The organism is Sphingobacterium sp. UBA2480 (assembly GCF_002341965.1).
GTDB classification, from domain to species: domain Bacteria; phylum Bacteroidota; class Bacteroidia; order Sphingobacteriales; family Sphingobacteriaceae; genus Sphingobacterium; species Sphingobacterium multivorum.
The window spans coordinates 317117-336701 of record NZ_DDPA01000001.1; the positions used below are offsets into that span (position 1 = coordinate 317117).

A 19585-nucleotide genomic window follows, 5' to 3' on the forward strand; every position below is an offset into this window, starting at 1 on the left:
ATGGAAATCAAAATAGAAAAGATTGTCCGTTAACTTGCATTTCTTTGGATTGTCGTGCTCAACGACTAAGAAAAGTTTTTTGGTCGTCTATCATAGCCGACATGCACGATGAGGACCAGTAGTGTACAACAAAAGCCGGTCAATACCACGCCGTTCCATTGAAAGTATTTCCAAGCCAGGGAAGCCAAGTAACTACCCAATGATCCACCGGCAAAGTAACTAAACATATAGACTGTATTTAGTCGGTTGGTTGCCCCTAGATTTAAGGCAAAAAAAGCAGATTGATTGCTGATATGCATGGATTGTAAACCCAGGTCGATTAAGATTACACCTGTTATTAATCCGATATAGCTATTCCCTCCGATGTAGAATAAAATCCAGCTCAATAGCAGGATAAATATGGAACCAAGAATAATGGTATACGTAGAAACACGCGTTGCAATCCGGCCGACCACTGATGCTGCCAGCGCGCCAACAGCCCCTATTAATCCGAAGGATCCCGCTACGGCAGAGCCTGCGTAGAAAGGAGCTTCCTGTAAATGAAATACTAATGTAATCCAAAAAGCACTGAATCCAGCAAAGCCTAAAGCCCCTCTGAGTGCAGATAGCCGTAATACCGGTTGAGTTTTTGTCAGATGGACCAAGGAGTGCATTAATTGGAGATAAGTACCTTGAAATGTCGGTTTTACATCAGGTAGTGCGAAAGCTAATAATAACATGAATAAAACCATTAATGCTATAGCTATATAATAGATTGCTTGCCATCCCCAGATATCGCCAATAAATCCAGCTGCGACACGGGAAAGCAGAATACCCAATAGTAAGCCACTCATGACCATTCCGATTGATGAATTGCGTTTTTCGGGAGCAGCTAGTTCGGCCGTGAGGGGAACGAGCATTTGAGGAACGACAGAGCTGAATCCAACCATAAAGCTTGCGATATAGAGCAACTCGAGGGTGGGAGCTAAGACCATAGCCAATAAGGAGACTACGATCAGCAGAAATATGGTTAATATTAATTTCTTTCTTTTTATCATATCTCCCAAAGGGACGATAAAGAGCAGCCCGGTTGCAAAACCGATCTGTGTGAGCATAGCAATCATGCTAATTGCAGCTTCACTAACGTGAAAGTCTTTTGCCATCAATCCCAAAAGCGGCTGATTATAATAGTTGTTGCCGACCACTATTCCCGTTGTCAAGGTAATAAGCCATAAAAGGGGCTTCGTAAGTACAGGTGTATGCCGCTTTGAGTCTACGTGAAACTCTATGGTTTGATTTGTTATGTCTGTTGTATGTATCATTTTGAATTTTATTTCCTTGGCTGCAAATTTACAGCGATCAGTAATGGAGGAATTGAAGAATTCGATCCATGAATTGAAGAATTGAAGTTTGATTAACCTAAATTGATCCAGAAGTTCGATAATTATGTACTGGATTAGCTTTTGTGTTGCTGTTTTTTGACTTAAGTCATGGTTTTTCAGTTGCGAGGCGATTAGTTTTGGGACTTAAATTTTTTATCAAATGACAGAACTCGAGCATATTATTTGGATTTCTATTATTTTAATTGTGATCACATCAGTTAGGAGCCGTTTAAAACTAGCACTCCCCATTTTATTGGTTATCGTGGGACTTATATTGAGTTTGGCACAGTGCTTTCCGGTATTGGCGATTAATCCCGATATAATTTTTAATATAGTTTTGCCGCCAATTTTGTTTGATGCAGCCTGGAATACATCTATTCCGGATTTCAAACGGCAATTTTCTAAGATTTCTTTATTGGCAGTCGGACTGGTATTGATTACAACGACTGTTATTGCAGTTGTTGTTCATTCGATCATTCCAGGATTTAACTGGGCGATTTCCTTTGCGTTAGGGGCAATTATTTCGCCACCGGACGCGATAGCAGCGACGAGCATTGCGAAGGATCTTCCCCTATCGAGAAAATTAATCACGCTTCTTGAGGGGGAAAGTCTGCTTAATGATGCATCCGCATTAATTGCATTTAAGTGTGCGATTATAGCATTGGTAAGTGGTGGTTTTTCATTTTGGAATGCTGGATTACAGTTTGTGATAATGGGAATAAGTGGAGTGGCAATAGGTTTGTCGATCGGTTATGGGTTTGTAAAATTACATCGCTTTCTCCATGGCAATAGTAATGTCGAAACCTTTGCTGTGTTGTTGTTACCATTTGCGACATATAGCCTTGCTGAACATTTAGCCGCTTCAGGGGTCCTGGCTGTCGTCAGTTTAGGTATGTATATCTCCTGGAATTCCTTTTCCTTATTTAGCTCAGCAAGCCGTTTACAGATGAGCCATTTTTGGGATGTCATTATCTTTATTCTAAATGGACTCGTTTTTTTGATTTTAGGCATGCAGCTTCCCCACATTGTTGAAGCAATACCTCGTTCAGAAATAATCGTTCTGACTTTGTACGGCTTCTTGATCTTCTGTCTGTTAATTCTGATACGCTTAATTGTGACCTACTTTTTTCCGCTGTTTTCTTGTCGGGAAGATAAAGAGGATGCAGCTTTTCAATGGCGATTTCGAAAGGAGTATATTATTTTGTCTTGGTCGGGTATGCGCGGGGTTGTTTCACTTGCTACCGCATTTGCATTGCCTTTATATGCAAACAATGGTTCGCTCATTGCACAGCGAAATACCGTTCTCTTTCTTTCCTTTGTTGTCATTATTTTCACGTTAGTTATTCAAGGAATTAGTTTGCCTCAACTTATTAAGCGTATTACTCCCAAGCCGAACAAACAGGATAAGGGGAAAGAACTAAACGATTTATTGATTGAGCGTTCGTTAAGCTATTTGGAAAGTCTGGAAATCGACAGACCATTAGTGCAAGAAGTCGTACAAAAGATGCAAGTAAAGTTGCAAAATCAAAGGGAAGAACCTAACGACATGAAGAGATCTATCAAAGACATTATCTGTAGGGATGAGTGGCGAGCATGCTATTTTGACATCGAACTATCTATGATTCAAGTGCAGCGAAAAGAACTTGTGAGAAGCTATCAAAAGGGGATTTATCCCTTGGAAGATGTTAGGAAAAAGGAATTTGAACTTGATTTATGGACAGCAAATATTTATCAAGAAATGAAATTGTAGGTGTTTGCTGTTTTTGACTTAAGTCAATGTTTATTGTTTTTCATGGATAGATCTTTGTCATCAAATAAGCCAGCCTCAGTTATTCGGAAAGAGGCAGGATAATATAGAATGATATGAAAAATTTGTTAACAATGTTTGGGGATGATCCCATAGCAAGAGTAGAAAAGGCATTAAAGGATTTACAGGCCGGTAAAGGGGTTCTTCTTATTGATAATGAAGATCGAGAGAATGAGGGGGATCTTATTTTCTCTGCCCAAAACATGAGCATACCGGATATGGTACAAATGATCCGGTATTGTAGTGGTGTTGTCTGTCTTTGTCTCACCCATGAGAAAGCGAATGAATTAGACTTACCTTATATGGTGTCAGCTAATTCAAGTCCTTACCAAACGCCATTTACAGTATCTATCGATGCAAAGATAGGGGCAACTACGGGGCTCTCGGCTTCCGATCGAATTGCCACAATAAGAGCGGCCTGTGCGCAGGATGCCAAACCGGGGGACCTTGTTCGCCCAGGTCATATCTTTCCCTTGCGGGCGCACGCGAACGGAGTATTGGGTCGCGATGGTCATACAGAAGGCAGTATCGATTTGATGCTTATGGCGGGTTTAGAACCGATGGCTGTCTTATGTGAATTGATGAATGAGGATGGGACAATGGCGCGTTTGAATGAGGTCTCAGCATTCGGACTGAAACATAATCTTACCGTATTATCTATTGAGGATATTGTTACCTATAGAAAGCTAAATAGTAATCATCGAAAAACAGTATATGAATCAGACAAACACTAAAAAAATAAGATCGTTATTCCGCGTTGGCCGAAAAGAGTACCTTACACCACATCTTATCCGGGTAATATTTGATTTAACCGATGAGCAGCTCGGGTTATTGGCCGAAGTCAGTTCGGGTTCAAATAACAAGCTTTTCGTTCCGTTGCAGCACAATGCGCAAGAAGTAGTCGTCAGAACTTACACCAATCGTAAAATAGATCTTTCTAACAGAGAATTGCATATCGATTTTGTTGTTCATGGTGATAGCGGTCCTGCATCTGCTTGGGCAATCAAGGCGGAAAAGGGCGATCAATTGGAAATTGGCATGAAGGAGAGCAAAAGAAAATTGGTTCCCCAGGTAGACTGTTACCTGCTGGTTGGAGACACAACAGCTTTACCGGTTATTGCTGCAATATTAGAAGAGCTTCCAGCGACGGCTAGAGCAAAAGTAATTATTGAGATTCCGGCAAAAGAAGACGAGCTTGTATTGTCCTCAGCCTGCAGTGCACTCATACAATGGTGTTATAATCAGACACCAGAACAAGGGAGTAATCTCGCTGAATATGTTAAGAAAGCCGACTTTAGGGCGGATGATCAAACGAGTTATATCTTTATTGCTGCGGAGTATGCCATTGTGAAAGAATTACGTCATTACTTTCGGGAGGAAAAAGGGAGAACTTCACAAGACCTATATGCCTGCGCATACTGGAGAGTGGGGCATGCAGAAAGTGAACTTATGAATTTAAATGAGCCGATCTAGTTCTTGAATTAGTTACTGTTAATCCAATTTTATTAGTTTTGCTGGAAATTAATTTAGAACAGCAATTAAAATGGATGAGCTATTGATATCCTATATCACGAGTAAAATTACGGTAACAGAAGATGAATTACATCTAATACGCTCATATTTTAAGCCTTTAAAGCTAAAGAAAAATGAGTTTTTGTTGGCCAATGGTGAAATAAGCCAACGCTCATTTTTCGTGACCAAGGGGTGTTTACGTATTTTTTTTATTAATGAGTCTGGACAAGAAGCAACACGCTACTTTGCCTTTGAGAATCAGTTTGCAACCGCATTAGTCAGTTTTATTACAGGAGAAGAGTCCGAAGAATTCATTCAGGCTTTGGAACCTACTGAAATCTACTATATAAGTCATAAGGATTTTTATCATTTGTTGGACCTCATTCCACAGTGGGAGAAGTTCTACCGTCTCTATTTGGAAATTGCCTATGTAACAAATACAAAGCGTCTGATGTCATTTTTAATGCAAGATGCCCTTGAAAAATATCGTTTATTGTTGGATGAAAATCCAATGGTTGTCAGAAGGCTATCCAATAGAATAGTTGCTTCCTATCTGAATATTTCACAGGAGACATTGAGCCGTTTAAAGTCAAAGCTCTAAAACTCAACTGGCCTANNTAGGCCAGTTGAGTTTTAGAGGAAGATAGATGAAAATAGTGCAGACTGATCAATCAGGTTTAAAGATTTATTTGCTGATTTCTCTTTTTGCGAGAAGCATTATAGACAATGATCACACTAATCGTCATCAGGATAAATGCTAAGAAAAACGGCGCGCCAGAAAATTTAAATGGTGCTTTGTCATGGGTGAAATAATAAAATAGGTTTGTCATCATTGGTGGACCAATAATCGATGTTGCACTCATTAAGCTTGTTAGTGCACCTTGAAGTTCACCCTGTTCGTTTGAAGGAACATTTTTTGTAATAACAGACTGAAGAGCTGGTCCACAAATACCACCCAAGCAATAGGGGATAAGGAAGACGAACATCATCCATCCTTCGCTTGCAAACGAGAATAACAGTAGTCCAATAGCATACAGGGTCAATCCATAGAAAATGCTTTTTTGTTCACCAAGTTTGGGCGTTGTCCATCGAATTAAAACGCCCTGAACCAATCCAATCAATAATCCAATAACACCTAATGAGATACCCACCATTCTTTCTGTCCAGTCGAATTTATACATGGTGAAGAAGTTCCAGTTACTTTGAACTGCGTGGCCTGCGATATATATTAAAATTAAGGCAACGATTAATCCGGATATTTCTGGATGTTTTCCAAGAAACTTAAAGGATCCAATTGGATTTGCGCGTTTCCATTCAAAAGCTCTACGTTTTTCTTTATCTAAGCTCTCAGGTAAGATAAAATAGCCATATAGAAAGTTTAGCATACACAGTCCTGCGGCCGCATAAAAGGGAACCCTGGCACCATAGTGACCGAGCAGACCGCCAATAACTGGGCCGATGATAAAACCTAGACCAAATGCAGCGCCTATCAAGCCAAAGTTCTTTGCCCGATCTTCATCCGTAGATATATCGGCGATATAAGCACTTGCCGTTGTAAAACTAGCACCTGTCAATCCGGCGATAACGCGTCCTAAGAATAGCCAACCTATAGTTGGTGCGAGGGCAAGAAAGATGTAGTCTACCGCAAAGCCAAAAAGTGAGATCAATATAATTGGCCTTCTGCCATATTTATCGCTGAGGTTACCAACGACGGGAGAACAGATGAATTGCGTGAAAGCATAGGCAAAGCCGAGCCAACCGCCATATTTTGCCGCTTCACTGACATCGCTATGAATCAATTCCTCGATAAGTTTAGGGACGACAGGAATAATGATTCCCCAACCCGTAATATCGATTAGTAGTGTAATAAATATGAATCCGATTGCTGCTTTTTTCTTGGAATTTTCCATCATGATTCAAAAGTAATGAAATCCTTAAAAACTTGTTTGTTATTTAATTACTAATTTGTGGTGAGTGTCGCATTTTCGATAGCGTTAACAAATCGAAAAGAGGGAGCTTTTTTCTTTCGATAGCGTGCCCATTTCTGGTTAAATCGCTTGACATTTGGGATGGTGCAGCACCGTGAAATTACATGAATTCGCAATAAAACACAGTTTATTTGCTTGGGTATGTAAGGATAAAGCAAGTTCTATCTGGGATTCATCTGTGATGAGAACCTCGGGGTGTAATATAACTTCTGTAAAACGACCACTTCCATCTCCATCCGTTTCCAGGGTAGCGATAGCATTGTCCTTATAGGATAAAATCTCGATGCTATTTTTCGAGCAGACGTATAAATAGGACATCATGTGGCAAGAAATCAGGCTGCTCAGCAGCAAATCTTCCGGATTGTACAATGCAGGGTCACCCTTGAATGCTTTTGCTGCGGAAACTTGCAGGTCAGCTTTCCCCTCGATCGCGATGTGATGGCTTTTTGTATAAATTTTTGAACCTACAGCACTAGGCTGTTCAGGATGATTCCAAGCCAAGGACGCTTTAAAGATATGTTTGTAACTCATTTTGTTTCAAATTTAAGGTATTCTCCGATATTATAGAACGTCTAGTCCGCCAACTGCAACTACTTCGTTTGTCATCAGACCACGGCGGCGTCTGATGACAGTACTGTTATGTGCGAACAAAAGTGATATAATCTGTGTTGACAGGTTCAATGCCATTTTTTCGCATTTCGCTTGCTATTTGCGCCCTGTGATAGGTGCCATGATTAAAGACGTGTAACAGAATGTCGTTGGCCATGTTATGAAAAGCCTGATGCTGTGTGTTTGTATAATTGACAATTTCATCCTCCGTATCATTTCTGCGCCGAATTTGCTGCCTAAATCCTTCAGAAGCTAAATCGTGATACCTTTGGCAATCGATGATACTGTGCTCATCCCAAACACCAACAGGTGGTTTTTCACCAGTTAATCGACTTAACCAAATAATCTGAGCATTGACAATATGGCTAAAGAGCCGTATGCAAGAATGAGGTACATTTTCGCCTTCACTTTTCAATTTATCCAGGAGTGCTGTATTGGCCCAGTTATTATATAACCAAAGCTGCATAAAAGTAGTTGACATCTAATTGTTGTTTATGTGGGTTCTATAAAATTAAATATACGGTAGATCGCAATAAATTTTTTGCCAACCCCATCAATCGTTCATTTTATGGACAATTTATGGTTGAAAATTTAAAGCAATATATTTGTTACAATTTTATTCTTTTCTACGTAATTCTATTTTTTGGTTTGTTCAGATCTTAATTGAGATATATTCAGATTGTTAGCGTTATAGGTTGTTGTTTTTTGTCGCAGAAATGTCTTTTTGCGTTCTCGCATAGCAAGTCAGACTACCACAGACTAAAGGATATCATTATATTAGACTGATATTATCGAAAAGTATGCTATCTATGAACAGGTTTTTCCAAAATTACAATACGGGAAAACGTATTATTCTTCATTTGTGTTTTTGGTTTTTGGTTTTGGGAATGCAATTCATTTCCTATCAGCGGATAGATATTGATAATTCCTGGATTTTGTTTGTAAAGGACGTATTTTCTTTGTTGACCATATTTTATGTAACAGCGTATGTCATCATTCCGCGCTGGTTTATTCCAGGAAAGTTTGTGTTGTGTATATTGTGGTTATTGTTTATTTATGCCTGGTGGTCGTTTCTAAGTTATTTTGCAGCCCTATTAACATTGAAATATCTAACACCAGATGTTCGCCTGTCAAGCTATCTTGAAATAATACTAAGTCAAGGAATCTTCGGTGCTTTTCGCCTTTCTTCCATTAGCGATTATTTGTTGGATTTTATTTTTCTGGTGGCCCTGCCTTTGACCGTAAAAATTGTACAGGCGTTTATGTCTGTCCGAAATTCAAAAATGAAACTCGAATTGAAAAATTCAGCACTTGAGTTGAACAATGTCCAGTTGGAACTTGCTTTTCTAAAATACCAGATTAATCCACATTTTTTACTTAACACACTTTATAGCATCTATGTGCTGGTATCCGATCATGATGAAAGAGGCGGCGAAAGTATGATGCGTTTAAGCAGTATGATGGTGTATTTACTGCATGAAAGTAATCAACCCAGGATAGAAATTAGTCGCGAATTTCAATTGCTAAAGGATTATGTTGAATTGGAAAAGTTACGCTATAGCGAGACCGTGCAGATCAATCTAAATTTGGCGGCTGAAGACGAAAGCTGCATGATGGTTCCTTTGATCTTTTTTCCGTTTGTAGAAAATGCATTCAAACACGGACCTCGGCTAAGTTCTTCGGCGGGATGGATATCCATAGACATTAAGGTGAAGGATGACAAGGTGTATATGCACGTGGCTAATGCATATAGGGAACTTTCAAAACCAGAAAATTATATCGGCGGATTAGGGATAGAAAATGTAAAAAAGCGACTGGAACTTCATTATCCTCATCATCATAATTTGGAAATAAAGTCGCATGAGGGTGTATTTAGTGTTAATCTTGTTGTAACTTTACATTCGGAAACAGAACCGTAGCACCAAAGCAGCGGGTTGCGAAGTACTTATGAATAGAATTAAAACTATCCTTATTGAAGATGAGCCTATTGCGAGAGGTCGCCTGGAGAAATTAGTTTCCAAATTAGGCCTGATCGAAATATTGGGTGTATTTGAAAACCCATTGCAAGCAATTGACGTTTTAAGGCAGCAGGAGGTAGATCTCATTTTGTCAGATATAGATATGCCTGAAATGGATGGAATTACCTTTCTCAAAGGACTTGCTCATCCACCATTTGTTGTTTTTATAACTGGGCATTATGAGTATGCTGTTGATGGGTTTGAATTGGAAGTAATCGATTATATCTTAAAGCCACTCCTGACGGAAGAGCGATTGATCAAGGCAATTGAAAAAGTTCAAAAGGCAATCTTGTTTTCTCGAAGAGGGGCACAGAGTGAAAGAAAAGCGATTAAGATAAAGGATCGGAACAAAACTATTTTTATAGATCCTGCAGATATTTTCTATCTAAAAGCCTGGGGGGATTACATTCAAATTTATACGTTAGAAGGTATGCAGACTTTGCTGTCGACCATGAAAGATATGGAAGCAGAACTGCCTTGGGATATGTTTGCTCGTATGCATCGATCCTATATTGTCAATATCAAACAGATCAAGGGTGTTGAGGCAAGTAAAGTCATTCTGAAAAATGGGACAGAACTCGGTATTGGTTTACAATATCGTAATCAGCTCTTCGCGAAGATGGGACTTATATAATTTATCGGGTTCATAGGTTATACGTTTTTTCTGTTTCCCAATTTGCATTTTATAATAGCCAACCATAAAATGGTAAACAGCAAGTTCATGTAAGCGTTGATCGGACATGAACAATCGGTTAATGAACATATGAATGTAGCTTGATAGTAACGATGTTCGGGCTGACTTGAATTCATCTTGATCGGTATGACTCCGTAAGGTGTTAAATATGCTGTATTGAAGTGCATTTAGTTTCTTTTTCGATTCTTCAGGGTTGTCTAAAGGTTTTTCGAACCAGTCTTTTTTCTCTTTAAACTTATTGTTGAGATGAATCCAAAGGTTTTTATTATTATCAAATTCTTGCTGATAAAGGGTATTCATCTGTAGGCAGAAATCTCTTTTCTCGATCAGTGTAAATTTTGCAGCTTCTAAGAGCGACTCAATATTTTCGAAAGCCAGGCGCCATCGATCATTGATTGAAGTACTTTGTTGGATAACCTTCAGTACCGTTTCGCTCTGTTGATAGAATAGCTCCTCACTAAGTTCCATACAAAATGGTGTATATCGTTCAATCTCCCGTGTATAAGTGTCAAAGGATAGCGTTGATATCTGTCCATCTTTAATAAACTGTTCCAATAGGGTATTAAGCGTGGATATAACGAAATAATACTGGCTTGGATCTGAAAGCTCAACTCTAAATCGAATGTGGGGCGACGGATCGTTGTAGCGTATAAAAAACCATTTTTTTAGGACATCTTGTTGATTAAGTGTCGCTACGATTAGGGGGAAAATTTCCTTTAACAAGGTGTCTGCAACATGTAAACCACAATAGATCTTGGCGTAAAGCCATTCACTGCCCAAGGGGAAGCATCTTTTTAGGTTACTTTCTTGAGGGGCTGATTCATTTGTGAAAGTCTCCTGCTGTGATTCTATTGGAATAATGATTTCGTTGGCAAAAATATGTCCATCTTTATCGCAGGCTACTGATGAATAGTCATTCAGGATATATTCGGTTAATATGATCTCTCTTTTGCACATATGATCCAATACGATTTCTATGCAAAAAGGATTGTCTAAATTTATCAACAATTCATTATCGCCACTGCTGATGATGACCATTGCAGGAATTGCTAGCTCCGCTTGTATATTTTTTATGAAAGCCTGAGGGGTACTGGGGTATTTCGCTATTTTTTGAATTCGCCATTGTGCTCTAGACAAGATAATATTTTTGTAGCTTATTCTTGGGAGTCTCGGCTGCTCCTTCATAATCCCCCAATTCCAGGAAAGATCCAACCTATTATTTTGGAACTGAAAATCTGCGAGAAACTTATATATATTCATACCCTGTTCAAAATTGTGGGCGGTAGTTAAACGAGGTATAACCATTTTATTGAATTTCCTGGACCACAAGATTAGGCGCTGGTCTTTGATGAACAGGTATAAGTCATTAACATCAATTTGCTCTTGTTCTTTATCGATTGTCGGGCTTAGACAAATTGATGCTTTTCGCAGCGCAGGTCTATAAATGATATTTCCAGCATTATTGTCTGGGTAATGACAAATCTCGGCAAGTATCGCATTTGGAAACTGCTGTTGCTCTGTGTCGGCAGATTCCTTCAACTTGTTATTCAATTTTTCATCCAGATGTGCAAATCTGGAAATTAAGTTTCCTGATGACGAACCACCAATGGTAACCAGATTGAAGAATAAGTTTTCCTGACATGAACTTCTAAGGAGATTGCCGATGGCATAGCATGAAGAAGGGATCGTATTGACAGTTTGTTTACGTTGTTTAGCGATATGATCTAGATCTTTGCTGGTCAGCTGAATTTCGGTGAATTGATTTTTTACACTTTCTACAAATTTTTCAATGACCAGATCTTGATAATGGTGGTCGCCATATTTTTTTTCGCCCGCCGGGGTGATGTTGTTAACTTCCCCGAGTATTTCATCCGTTATATTGTAAACACCTTCTTGACGTCCGTAACCAATCCCAATATCGGGGTCTAGAGCTGTCGTTAGCGGAACCATTCTATCTTCATATTTAACAGAGAACGCAGCTCTAAACCGATCAAAATCTGTTAACTTAGCCTGGCTGCAAAGTGGTAGTAAATCCTGAAATTGATCTCTTATGTGATCTAATGCGGTATCTGATAAATTGTTTTCGTCCATCCCTATGAGAAGGTCCCCCTGTAACGAATTGGTCATATCGAGGTCTGGAGCCAAAGGCTGCAATAATTTAAGGATGGCGGTTCGGATCTCAATGACAGATTGAGAACTATGAAGCCATTTTCTTATCGTTAATAAAGGATTTAAATAATTTCCCTCCTTATCCACTCTTTCAAGCGTCGTTATCAGGCTGTCCAGATAACCTCGGCCAATGACATTGGGCTGTAATTCAGAGGATATGATTCCAAGGCTGATGAGGTTATTGACGAATAGGGCCGCATGCGTTATCGATGCTCCAAGACCTTGCAGCAGATCGATTAATGATTGATAATGACTAGTTTTCTTATTGTGTTCAAAGTATTGGATGACTCGATCCAAAACTGGAGTAAGCCTTATACGTTTCAGGATATGCTGTCCTTTCTTCCCATTTGTCACTTTTTGATAATATTTGTAATATTTACCATCTAAGTATAAGGTGGGATTGAGACGATAATAGAGTTGACTGTAAATTCTTTTGTCTTTTGATATCTGTCCAATAATTTTTGTCAAAATGGTGGTATCCAGTTTTAAAACAGCTTGATTTGCATTTGACCTGATTAACGATACCTTTTTTTCGGAGACGGCAATGTTCCCAAAAGATACCCCTGCGAATAAACCGAAAGGCGTACTTCTGGTGCTCATCCTAATCGCATATTTGAGTAGTGAAGCGATCATTTTTGAGCTGCTTTCTTTCTTGTATCCAAGCCATTTTTGAACTTCCGCCGAGAAGGCCGGGCTTGCCAGAAATAAGGCTTCTTTTAATTGCTCAATTTGAAACAAATGACGAAGTTTCTCTTCTATTTCATGTCGCTCAGTTATCGTTAAAAGATCAACGGCAGATGCAGCTGGAAGTAGCGGAGTGCGCAGAAGAAAATAATCGGATAAGTGGAATAATGACATGAATTAGTTGGACTAGTATTGCATGACTTGTTTTATACAAGACTGAAACATCTGGGGCGAAATTGGTTTTTGCAGCGCAAAATGCTTCCTGTTTTTGATAAATTCTGGATATTGCCAACGTGACACGGCGGAGGTGATGATCAGGATTGGAATATCAGCGATCAATTCGGCTAGTGTATTAATATTACCGCCGCTAACAATGAGATCGAGGAATAGGATGTCTGCAGATTTTAGATCATGGCTAAATAATGCTGGATTTTCAATGTCTTCAACCATCTTAATCAATTGAAGATCTGGAAACATGTGAATGTATTCAACTATTTTTTTTGTCGCCAGTGGTTCATCCTCAATGAGAATACATTTAAGCTTGGGTGAAGTCATATACTCGATTCTTTTTTATTTATTAGGCAATAAAGACGATTGCTGTAAAGGCGCCTACCAGAACGCCTTCACAGCGTTATCCTCTTTTATATTACTTTTGAAGATGTAACTGTCTTAATAGTTACCAGTTCCATATCATCAAAATCAAAAAATGAGATCGGTTCTACCGCGCAGACAGTTTGTACATCCAGTACAAAATCCTCTGCTAAAAAATTTTCAATGTTTTCCATAGTTATACGTTTAAATTGTAAACAAATGTGCTCGCTATGGAAAAGAACAACGAAAAATATCGACAGAATTGAAAATGAATCAGACGAACTAAAGAATCTATTCGACGAAAAAAATAGTGTCTGTTGCTATTTATGTTCGCGATGTAGTAGACTTTGTTTGCAGAGCCTGCCAGATCATCATGGACATTGAAAGAAGTTCTATTGTGTGTTTCTGGAAAATTCGACGAAATAGCATTTGAGTACGATGAAACAGCAGTAGCTTCATTGTAGTATTCCATCTGGTTCGTTATCTTAGATTCGTCTATTTTAGCATCAAAAAACCATTTCTTTAGCCATTAAATCCATGTAGCTTAAATAGATAAACCAACGAGAGGGCTTGAGGTAATTCCTTAAACCAAAAAAGCATCTACCAAAAAAATAGGTGAGTAGTGTGGGCGCGTAAAACAAATGAGAATATGAATTTATCTAATGAAATGTATGGTTTTTTGAAAAGAGAAGGTTTACGGTTATTTAGAAAAAAAGTAAGCTGGCAGACCTCTGCGAGATATCAAATCTATGGAGATGGGAAAACAAAGATCGGTGTCGCATTTGACAGAATTCAAAATTTTATCGATGAAGATACCAGTGCATCCGGCTGGAGTGGAATGGAAAAGATTAAACTCGAAGAACGGGGTGATTACATTATCTATGGTTTTGTTGAGAAAATTGAAAGCTAAAGAAGAGTTCTCCATATGATTTTTCCATTGAGCTTGACCTTTCGTATTTTATTATCGAGTAAATTTTACAAATCAATTCCTTAATTGTGTAATGACTTTAATCTTATTTGTGGCCAAATTTGTTGTGTAAAATTAAACAATAAGTTATGGCGACAGATATTTATAAGGATACGGTTTATCTACCTTTAGAAGATGTTGAAAGCGAACATTGTGCATCAATTGTCGAAAAAGGACTAGCCCAGGTTAAAGGCCTAGCGAGCTATCGGGTGGAATTGAATAACCACAGAGCTGCTATCGTACCGAAGGATAGTGAAGCCGTCGTTAGCAGTGTAAAAACGATCAAAGATCTTGGTTATGGTGTTTCTACATTAACCAAAACTTTTCCAGTTCTTGGGATGACTTGTGCCTCTTGTGCCAGTAGCGCTGAAAGTATGGCGAAATATGAACAGGGGGTTGTCAATGCGTCTGTAAATTTTGCAACAGGAAACCTTACGGTGGAGTATTTGCCTAATATTACGGATCATTTAAAAATCCAGAAAGCGGTTCAGGCTGGTGGCTATGATTTATTAATCGAAGATGAATCTACTCAGCAGGAAACGTTGGAGGCTATTCACGCCGAGAAATCCCGTAAGCTTAAAATCAAAACTCGATGGGCAGTAATACTTTCGCTTCCCGTGGTCGTGATAGGTATGTTCTTTATGGATATGCCGTACGCAAATCCTATTATGTGGCTGTTTTCCACGCCAGTAGTTCTTTGGCTGGGCAAGGACTTTTTTGTCAACGCGTGGAAACAGGCAAAACATCGTTCGGCCAATATGGATACGCTTGTTGCGTTAAGCACAGGAATAGCCTACATCTTTAGTGTGTTTAATATGCTCTTTGCTGAATTTTGGCATCAGCGTGGCTTGCATGCACATGTGTATTTTGAGGCCGCCTCAGTCGTCATTGCTTTTATTTTATTGGGTAAACTACTGGAAGAGAAGGCTAAAGGTAACACCTCATCCGCCATTAAAAAGCTAATGGGCCTGCAGCCTAAGACGGTGATGGTCATTCAATCGGATGGAACAGAGCGTCAGGTCGCTATAGAAGCCGTTAATACTGGCGATATTATTCTGGTGAAACCAGGGGAGAAGATCGCCGTTGATGGGGTTGTTATCAGCGGAAATTCCTATGTTGACGAAAGTATGTTAAGCGGAGAGCCGGTCCCTGTTTTAAAAATGGGCAATGAGCAGGTATTTGCAGGGACGATCAACCAGAAGGGCAGTTTTCAGTTCAAAGCTACAAAAGTTGGCCGGGAAACAATGCTTGCCCAAATCATTAAAATGGTACAGGATGCACAAGGAAGCAAGGCCCCTGTGCAAAAACTGGTCGATCGAATTGCTGCTGTATTCGTTCCTATTGTCATTGGTATTGCTATTTTAACTTTTCTACTGTGGTTTACTTTAGGTGGAGAAAACCATCTGGTACAGGGTTTAATGGCGGCAGTAACGGTTTTGGTTATTGCTTGTCCTTGCGCACTAGGTTTAGCAACTCCCACAGCAATCATGGTTGGAGTGGGTAAGGGAGCTGAGCAGGGTATTTTAATTAAAGATGCGGAAAGTCTGGAGCTGGCCAAAAAGGTAAATACAGTTGTTTTGGATAAAACCGGCACCATTACGGAAGGAAAGCCTGTGGTCACTGACCTTTATTGGAAAAATGATGAGGATAGTTTGAAAGGTATCTTGTTGAGCCTGGAGAAACAGTCAGAGCATCCATTGGCAGAAGCTGTAGTCGGGTATTTTAAAGATGTAAAAGCTACTCCAGTATCCTTTATCGAAAGTATTACTGGGAAAGGTGTTAAAGGCAGTGATGGAATCGAAACGTACTCTGTAGGTAATCGCAGGTTGTTGGATGAGAATGGGATTACAATTCCGACGGATTTGATGGAACATGGCACCCAGTGGGAAAATCAATCCAAAACAGTGATCTGGTTTGCCAACAGTCATACTGCGTTAGCGGTAATAGCCATTGCGGACCGGATTAAGGAAACTTCTGTGCGTGCTATCAAGGAGATGCAGGCCATGGGCATTGAGCTATATATGCTGACTGGTGACAACGAGGCTACGGCTAGGGCCATTGCCGCGGAAACAGGTCTTCAGCATTACAAAGCGGAAGTATTGCCAGAGCACAAAGCTGATTTTGTTAAAGAATTGCAGCAAAGAGGGCAGGTGGTCGCTATGGTTGGGGACGGTATTAATGACAGTACAGCCTTAGCAACGGCCGATGTCAGTATTGCAATGGGGAAGGGAAGTGATATTGCAATGGATGTAGCAAAAATGACAATTATTTCATCTGATTTGACGAAGATACCGCAGGCCATTCGACTTTCGAAACAAACGGTCGCGACGATTAAACAAAATTTGTTCTGGGCGTTTATTTATAATTTAATTGGGATTCCCCTCGCTGCAGGTATTCTGTATCCATTCAATGGTTTCCTTTTAAACCCGATGATAGCTGGAGCTGCAATGGCATTGAGTAGTGTAAGTGTTGTCAGTAATAGCTTGCGACTTCGCTGGAAAAAATAGCTAACTATGGTTGAGGTCTAGACCTCATCTTAAACGGTAAATATTGCAAAACAAAATAGAAAAACTGTAAGTACAACCCATCGAATTAAAGGGATATTTGTATAGATAATTAAATAGATTAATAACATTAAAATTAAATAACATGGAAAGCAAAGAATTTCAATTTAAAACAAACCTTATTTGTGGGGGATGCGTGTCCAAAGTAAGCGCTGATCTGGATAGTGTAGACGGTATCTATGAATGGAATGTTGACACCACAAATGCAGACAAAATTCTGACTGTAAAAGCTGAAGGCGTTTCGGAGGAAGAAATCATTGAAATTATCAAAAAGAAGGGCTTTAATGCCACGGCCTGCTCCGCCTAATTGTTCAATAAATCTATAGAACCCCATAAAAACACCCTAAAAGTTTTCTCCAACCTTTAGGGGTTTTTTATGGGGTATTGTGATGAGACTAAACCGAGCTTAGCTTTCTGTTAATTAAATTGGATAAACATATCTTTAAAATTTAGTATCATTATAGAAAATTGGCGAATAATATCTTGTCCTATATTTCCATACACGGTTTCATTCTTAATCTTCGATTTTAATAGGCTTATATTTTTAAGAGCGATCGGTTTATCGCTAATATGGAATGTATGTTGTATAACAAATCCGTCATATTCAACTTGACCACCTGCGCCTCCCATGGCGACCTTGGTCGGTATATTCTGTTTTTCGATATGTTGTTTGTAGGTTTCGTAAAATGGTGCATAAAGGATTGTTTTTTCAGCTCCTGTATCAAAAGTATAGTGCTTTCCATCAATGGCAATAAGCGGTGATAACCCATCTATTGCAAGATTCGATGCTTTCCATGAAACTGTAGGTCTCTTGGGTACAATGAAAAAATCGTCCTGTGTAAGCTGTACTTCTTGCAGTGCTTCAATAACAGGGAAGCCTATTATACCATTGATCTGATAGCCAATTTGCGGGATACAAAGTGCGCTGTCTGGGAAAACCAGGAATATTGCGTTTGAAATGTTGATGCTACCAAGTTTTAATTGTTTACAAACGGCCAAATCGGCTTTGATAGAAACACCGGTAATGGCGTCTACATCAATATCTGCACGGATAAGATCCATATGAAGACGTTTGGCCACGGACTCTGTGACTGTCGATAGGTTTGCTCCGGTATCAAATATAAAACTTGCCGTATCGCCGTTGACTGTTAGTGTTAGATTCTTCAACCCGGCTTTATCTTTCGTCATTTTAAGACGGGTATCGGCGTTGATTTCTATAAGCTGTGGCCGCACATGTTCAAGTGCTGACCAGATTTTTAGATTGTTTCTGAGATCCGCTCTTGTATCTGTTGACAGCAAAGGATCGAAGTCGAGTAAGATTTTCTGGGTTGTCTGTTTTGCCCCCGCGTAATCTTTCAGTTTGACAAAATTATCTTCCTGAACACGCCGTAATTTTAGTCGCAGTGTGTCGGGTAATTCTTCTGTTGCTGCGCTCAATAGTGCTATTTTTTTGTTTGAAGCGATGGGTTTGTTAAAGGCGTTATCGAGTATTGCCAAAATAAAAACTTGCTCATTGGCGTTTAAGAAAGGTTTATTTACCCTAAACAGGTCGCGGGCAGTGAAGAAATCTTTTGATGCTATTAGCTGATATAGCCTGTTGAATTTAGTTGAGGAGGATTGTCCGAAATTAAGCTGGATGGTGATGAATAACAGGAAACATATTGATACGCTTTTTTTGAAATGATTTGCTGGGAGATTCATGGTGTATTCAATTAATTGTCTTTTGGTCAACGATATGTTCACGCTCTTAAATGTCGGAAAAGTTCTTGTTAATTTTTTAATTTTATTGTTGCTTATTTTGTTATTGATCAATGGTTTATGTTGTGGAGTTGTGTGTAATACTTGTGGTCTTGAATAATTAAGGTTAAATTAGCTAATGTTTTGAGAAATTTCTCCCAGAAGGATTGGATAGACGAGGTCTCCGCGATTGGTGGACAGTAATATATTTGTAAATAGCATAATTTAATGAAACAGAAGACGATGAATATTAGGTATAATAAAGGAATTATTTTTTTTGGTCTTGCGGCTTTATCGACCAGTTTATTTTTTGGCTGTGGAAACACAGGCACTAAAAATGAGGCCAAGGCCGAAAAGGTAGAGGGACCTGCTGAAGCTTTTGCTGACACTGCAACCACAACGCAGGAGTTATCTTTTAAGGATAAAGAGGGTAAGGTTCTTCAATTAAGTGCTTTAAAAGGTAAGGTCGTGTTTATTAATTTCTGGGCGACCTGGTGTCCCCCATGTATTCATGAACTACCTTCTATTGACCAGCTTAGGCAATCGCTTAAAGATAATAAAGATATCGTTTTTCTCATGGTAGATGTTGATGGCGACATAGAAAAGTCTTCAGCATTCATGGCCGAAAACAAGTATGATCTACCACTTTACATAGCAGCGGGTGAAATTCCTGCAGAATTCTTAGGACAGTCCATACCAACAACGGTTATCTTGGATAAAGCGGGTAAGATCGTAGAGCGTCTGGAAGGAAGCCGTGACTATGGGGCCCCTGAGATAAAAAAAGCATTGGAGGATATCGCGAGTGGTAGCTAAAGCTCGAAGGTTGTGATCACTATTTTCTATAGCTGGAGAATAGAATTTGAAAAGAAAAACAGTATTTTCGC

At 39.3% G+C, this 19585-nt stretch carries 18 protein-coding genes; 10 read left to right on the forward strand and 8 right to left on the reverse strand.

Annotated elements, in window-relative coordinates; translation table 11 throughout:
- Nucleotides 1-65: 65 nt before the first annotated feature.
- The gene (locus tag B3600_RS01465; RefSeq protein ID WP_286751849.1) at nucleotides 66-1301 is read right to left on the reverse strand and encodes an MFS transporter; all 1236 of its coding nucleotides are present in this window, start codon (nucleotides 1299-1301) and stop codon (nucleotides 66-68) included.
- Between the two features lie 220 nt (nucleotides 1302-1521).
- Between B3600_RS01465 and B3600_RS01470 the strand changes: the two genes are divergently transcribed.
- From B3600_RS01470 to B3600_RS01485, 4 genes are all read left to right on the forward strand, one after another.
- On the forward strand, nucleotides 1522-3111 hold the full coding sequence (locus tag B3600_RS01470; RefSeq protein WP_112374769.1) for a Na+/H+ antiporter: 1590 nt from the start codon (nucleotides 1522-1524) through the stop codon (nucleotides 3109-3111).
- A gap of 113 nt (nucleotides 3112-3224) precedes the next feature.
- A complete protein-coding gene (gene ribB, locus B3600_RS01475) occupies nucleotides 3225-3902 on the forward strand; it encodes a 3,4-dihydroxy-2-butanone-4-phosphate synthase (protein ID WP_286751850.1) in 678 nt (225 codons plus the stop codon).
- A complete protein-coding gene (locus tag B3600_RS01480; RefSeq protein WP_070564305.1) occupies nucleotides 3883-4641 on the forward strand; it encodes a siderophore-interacting protein in 759 nt (252 codons plus the stop codon). The genes ribB and B3600_RS01480 overlap by 20 nt, the downstream gene beginning before the upstream one ends.
- 70 nt (nucleotides 4642-4711) lie before the next feature.
- Nucleotides 4712-5281 carry a Crp/Fnr family transcriptional regulator gene (locus B3600_RS01485; RefSeq protein ID WP_070564302.1) on the forward strand — a complete coding sequence of 190 codons (570 nt, stop codon included), beginning with the start codon at nucleotides 4712-4714 and terminating at the stop codon, nucleotides 5279-5281.
- A gap of 76 nt (nucleotides 5282-5357) precedes the next feature.
- On the opposite strand, the gene B3600_RS01490 is transcribed toward B3600_RS01485, so the two are convergent.
- From B3600_RS01490 to B3600_RS01500, 3 genes are all read right to left on the reverse strand, one after another.
- Complete coding sequence (locus tag B3600_RS01490) at nucleotides 5358-6593, reverse strand: TCR/Tet family MFS transporter (protein WP_321167224.1); 1236 nt, start codon at nucleotides 6591-6593, stop codon at nucleotides 5358-5360.
- 135 nt (nucleotides 6594-6728) lie between these two features.
- Nucleotides 6729-7199 carry an OsmC family protein gene (locus tag B3600_RS01495; protein ID WP_286751851.1) on the reverse strand — a complete coding sequence of 157 codons (471 nt, stop codon included), beginning with the start codon at nucleotides 7197-7199 and terminating at the stop codon, nucleotides 6729-6731.
- A gap of 106 nt (nucleotides 7200-7305) precedes the next feature.
- Nucleotides 7306-7758 carry a DinB family protein gene (locus B3600_RS01500; RefSeq protein ID WP_286751852.1) on the reverse strand — a complete coding sequence of 151 codons (453 nt, stop codon included), beginning with the start codon at nucleotides 7756-7758 and terminating at the stop codon, nucleotides 7306-7308.
- A gap of 328 nt (nucleotides 7759-8086) precedes the next feature.
- Between B3600_RS01500 and B3600_RS01505 the strand changes: the two genes are divergently transcribed.
- Together B3600_RS01505 and B3600_RS01510 are read left to right on the forward strand one after the other, a co-directional pair.
- Nucleotides 8087-9196: a sensor histidine kinase gene (locus B3600_RS01505; RefSeq protein WP_286751853.1), complete on the forward strand. Its 1110-nt coding sequence runs from the start codon at nucleotides 8087-8089 to the stop codon at nucleotides 9194-9196.
- Between the two features lie 28 nt (nucleotides 9197-9224).
- Entirely contained in the window at nucleotides 9225-9929 is a 705-nt protein-coding gene (locus B3600_RS01510) for a LytR/AlgR family response regulator transcription factor (protein WP_286751854.1), read from the forward strand.
- Here the strand turns inward: B3600_RS01510 and B3600_RS01515 are convergent.
- From B3600_RS01515 to B3600_RS01525, 3 genes are all read right to left on the reverse strand, one after another.
- Complete coding sequence (locus B3600_RS01515) at nucleotides 9885-13016, reverse strand: lantibiotic dehydratase (protein ID WP_286751855.1); 3132 nt, start codon at nucleotides 13014-13016, stop codon at nucleotides 9885-9887. The genes B3600_RS01510 and B3600_RS01515 overlap by 45 nt on opposite strands.
- Nucleotides 13017-13028: 12 nt before the next feature.
- Nucleotides 13029-13397, reverse strand: a complete 369-nt coding sequence (locus tag B3600_RS01520; RefSeq protein ID WP_070564280.1) for a hypothetical protein — start codon at nucleotides 13395-13397, stop codon at nucleotides 13029-13031.
- Nucleotides 13398-13483: 86 nt separating this feature from the next.
- A complete protein-coding gene (locus B3600_RS01525; protein WP_159332940.1) occupies nucleotides 13484-13627 on the reverse strand; it encodes a hypothetical protein in 144 nt (47 codons plus the stop codon).
- 455 nt (nucleotides 13628-14082) lie between these two features.
- Between B3600_RS01525 and B3600_RS01530 the strand changes: the two genes are divergently transcribed.
- From B3600_RS01530 to B3600_RS01540, 3 genes are all read left to right on the forward strand, one after another.
- Entirely contained in the window at nucleotides 14083-14343 is a 261-nt protein-coding gene (locus tag B3600_RS01530) for a hypothetical protein (RefSeq protein ID WP_139144941.1), read from the forward strand.
- Nucleotides 14344-14489: 146 nt separating this feature from the next.
- Nucleotides 14490-16907, forward strand: a complete 2418-nt coding sequence (locus B3600_RS01535; RefSeq protein WP_286751856.1) for a heavy metal translocating P-type ATPase — start codon at nucleotides 14490-14492, stop codon at nucleotides 16905-16907.
- A 142-nt stretch (nucleotides 16908-17049) separates the two neighbouring features.
- On the forward strand, nucleotides 17050-17271 hold the full coding sequence (locus tag B3600_RS01540) for a cation transporter (protein WP_286751857.1): 222 nt from the start codon (nucleotides 17050-17052) through the stop codon (nucleotides 17269-17271).
- Between the two features lie 110 nt (nucleotides 17272-17381).
- On the opposite strand, the gene B3600_RS01545 is transcribed toward B3600_RS01540, so the two are convergent.
- Complete coding sequence (locus B3600_RS01545) at nucleotides 17382-18665, reverse strand: retropepsin-like aspartic protease (protein WP_286751858.1); 1284 nt, start codon at nucleotides 18663-18665, stop codon at nucleotides 17382-17384.
- A gap of 264 nt (nucleotides 18666-18929) precedes the next feature.
- Here B3600_RS01545 and B3600_RS01550 point away from each other — a divergent pair, with 264 nt between their 5' ends.
- Nucleotides 18930-19514, forward strand: a complete 585-nt coding sequence (locus B3600_RS01550) for a TlpA family protein disulfide reductase (protein ID WP_286751859.1) — start codon at nucleotides 18930-18932, stop codon at nucleotides 19512-19514.
- Nucleotides 19515-19585: the final 71 nt, after the last annotated feature.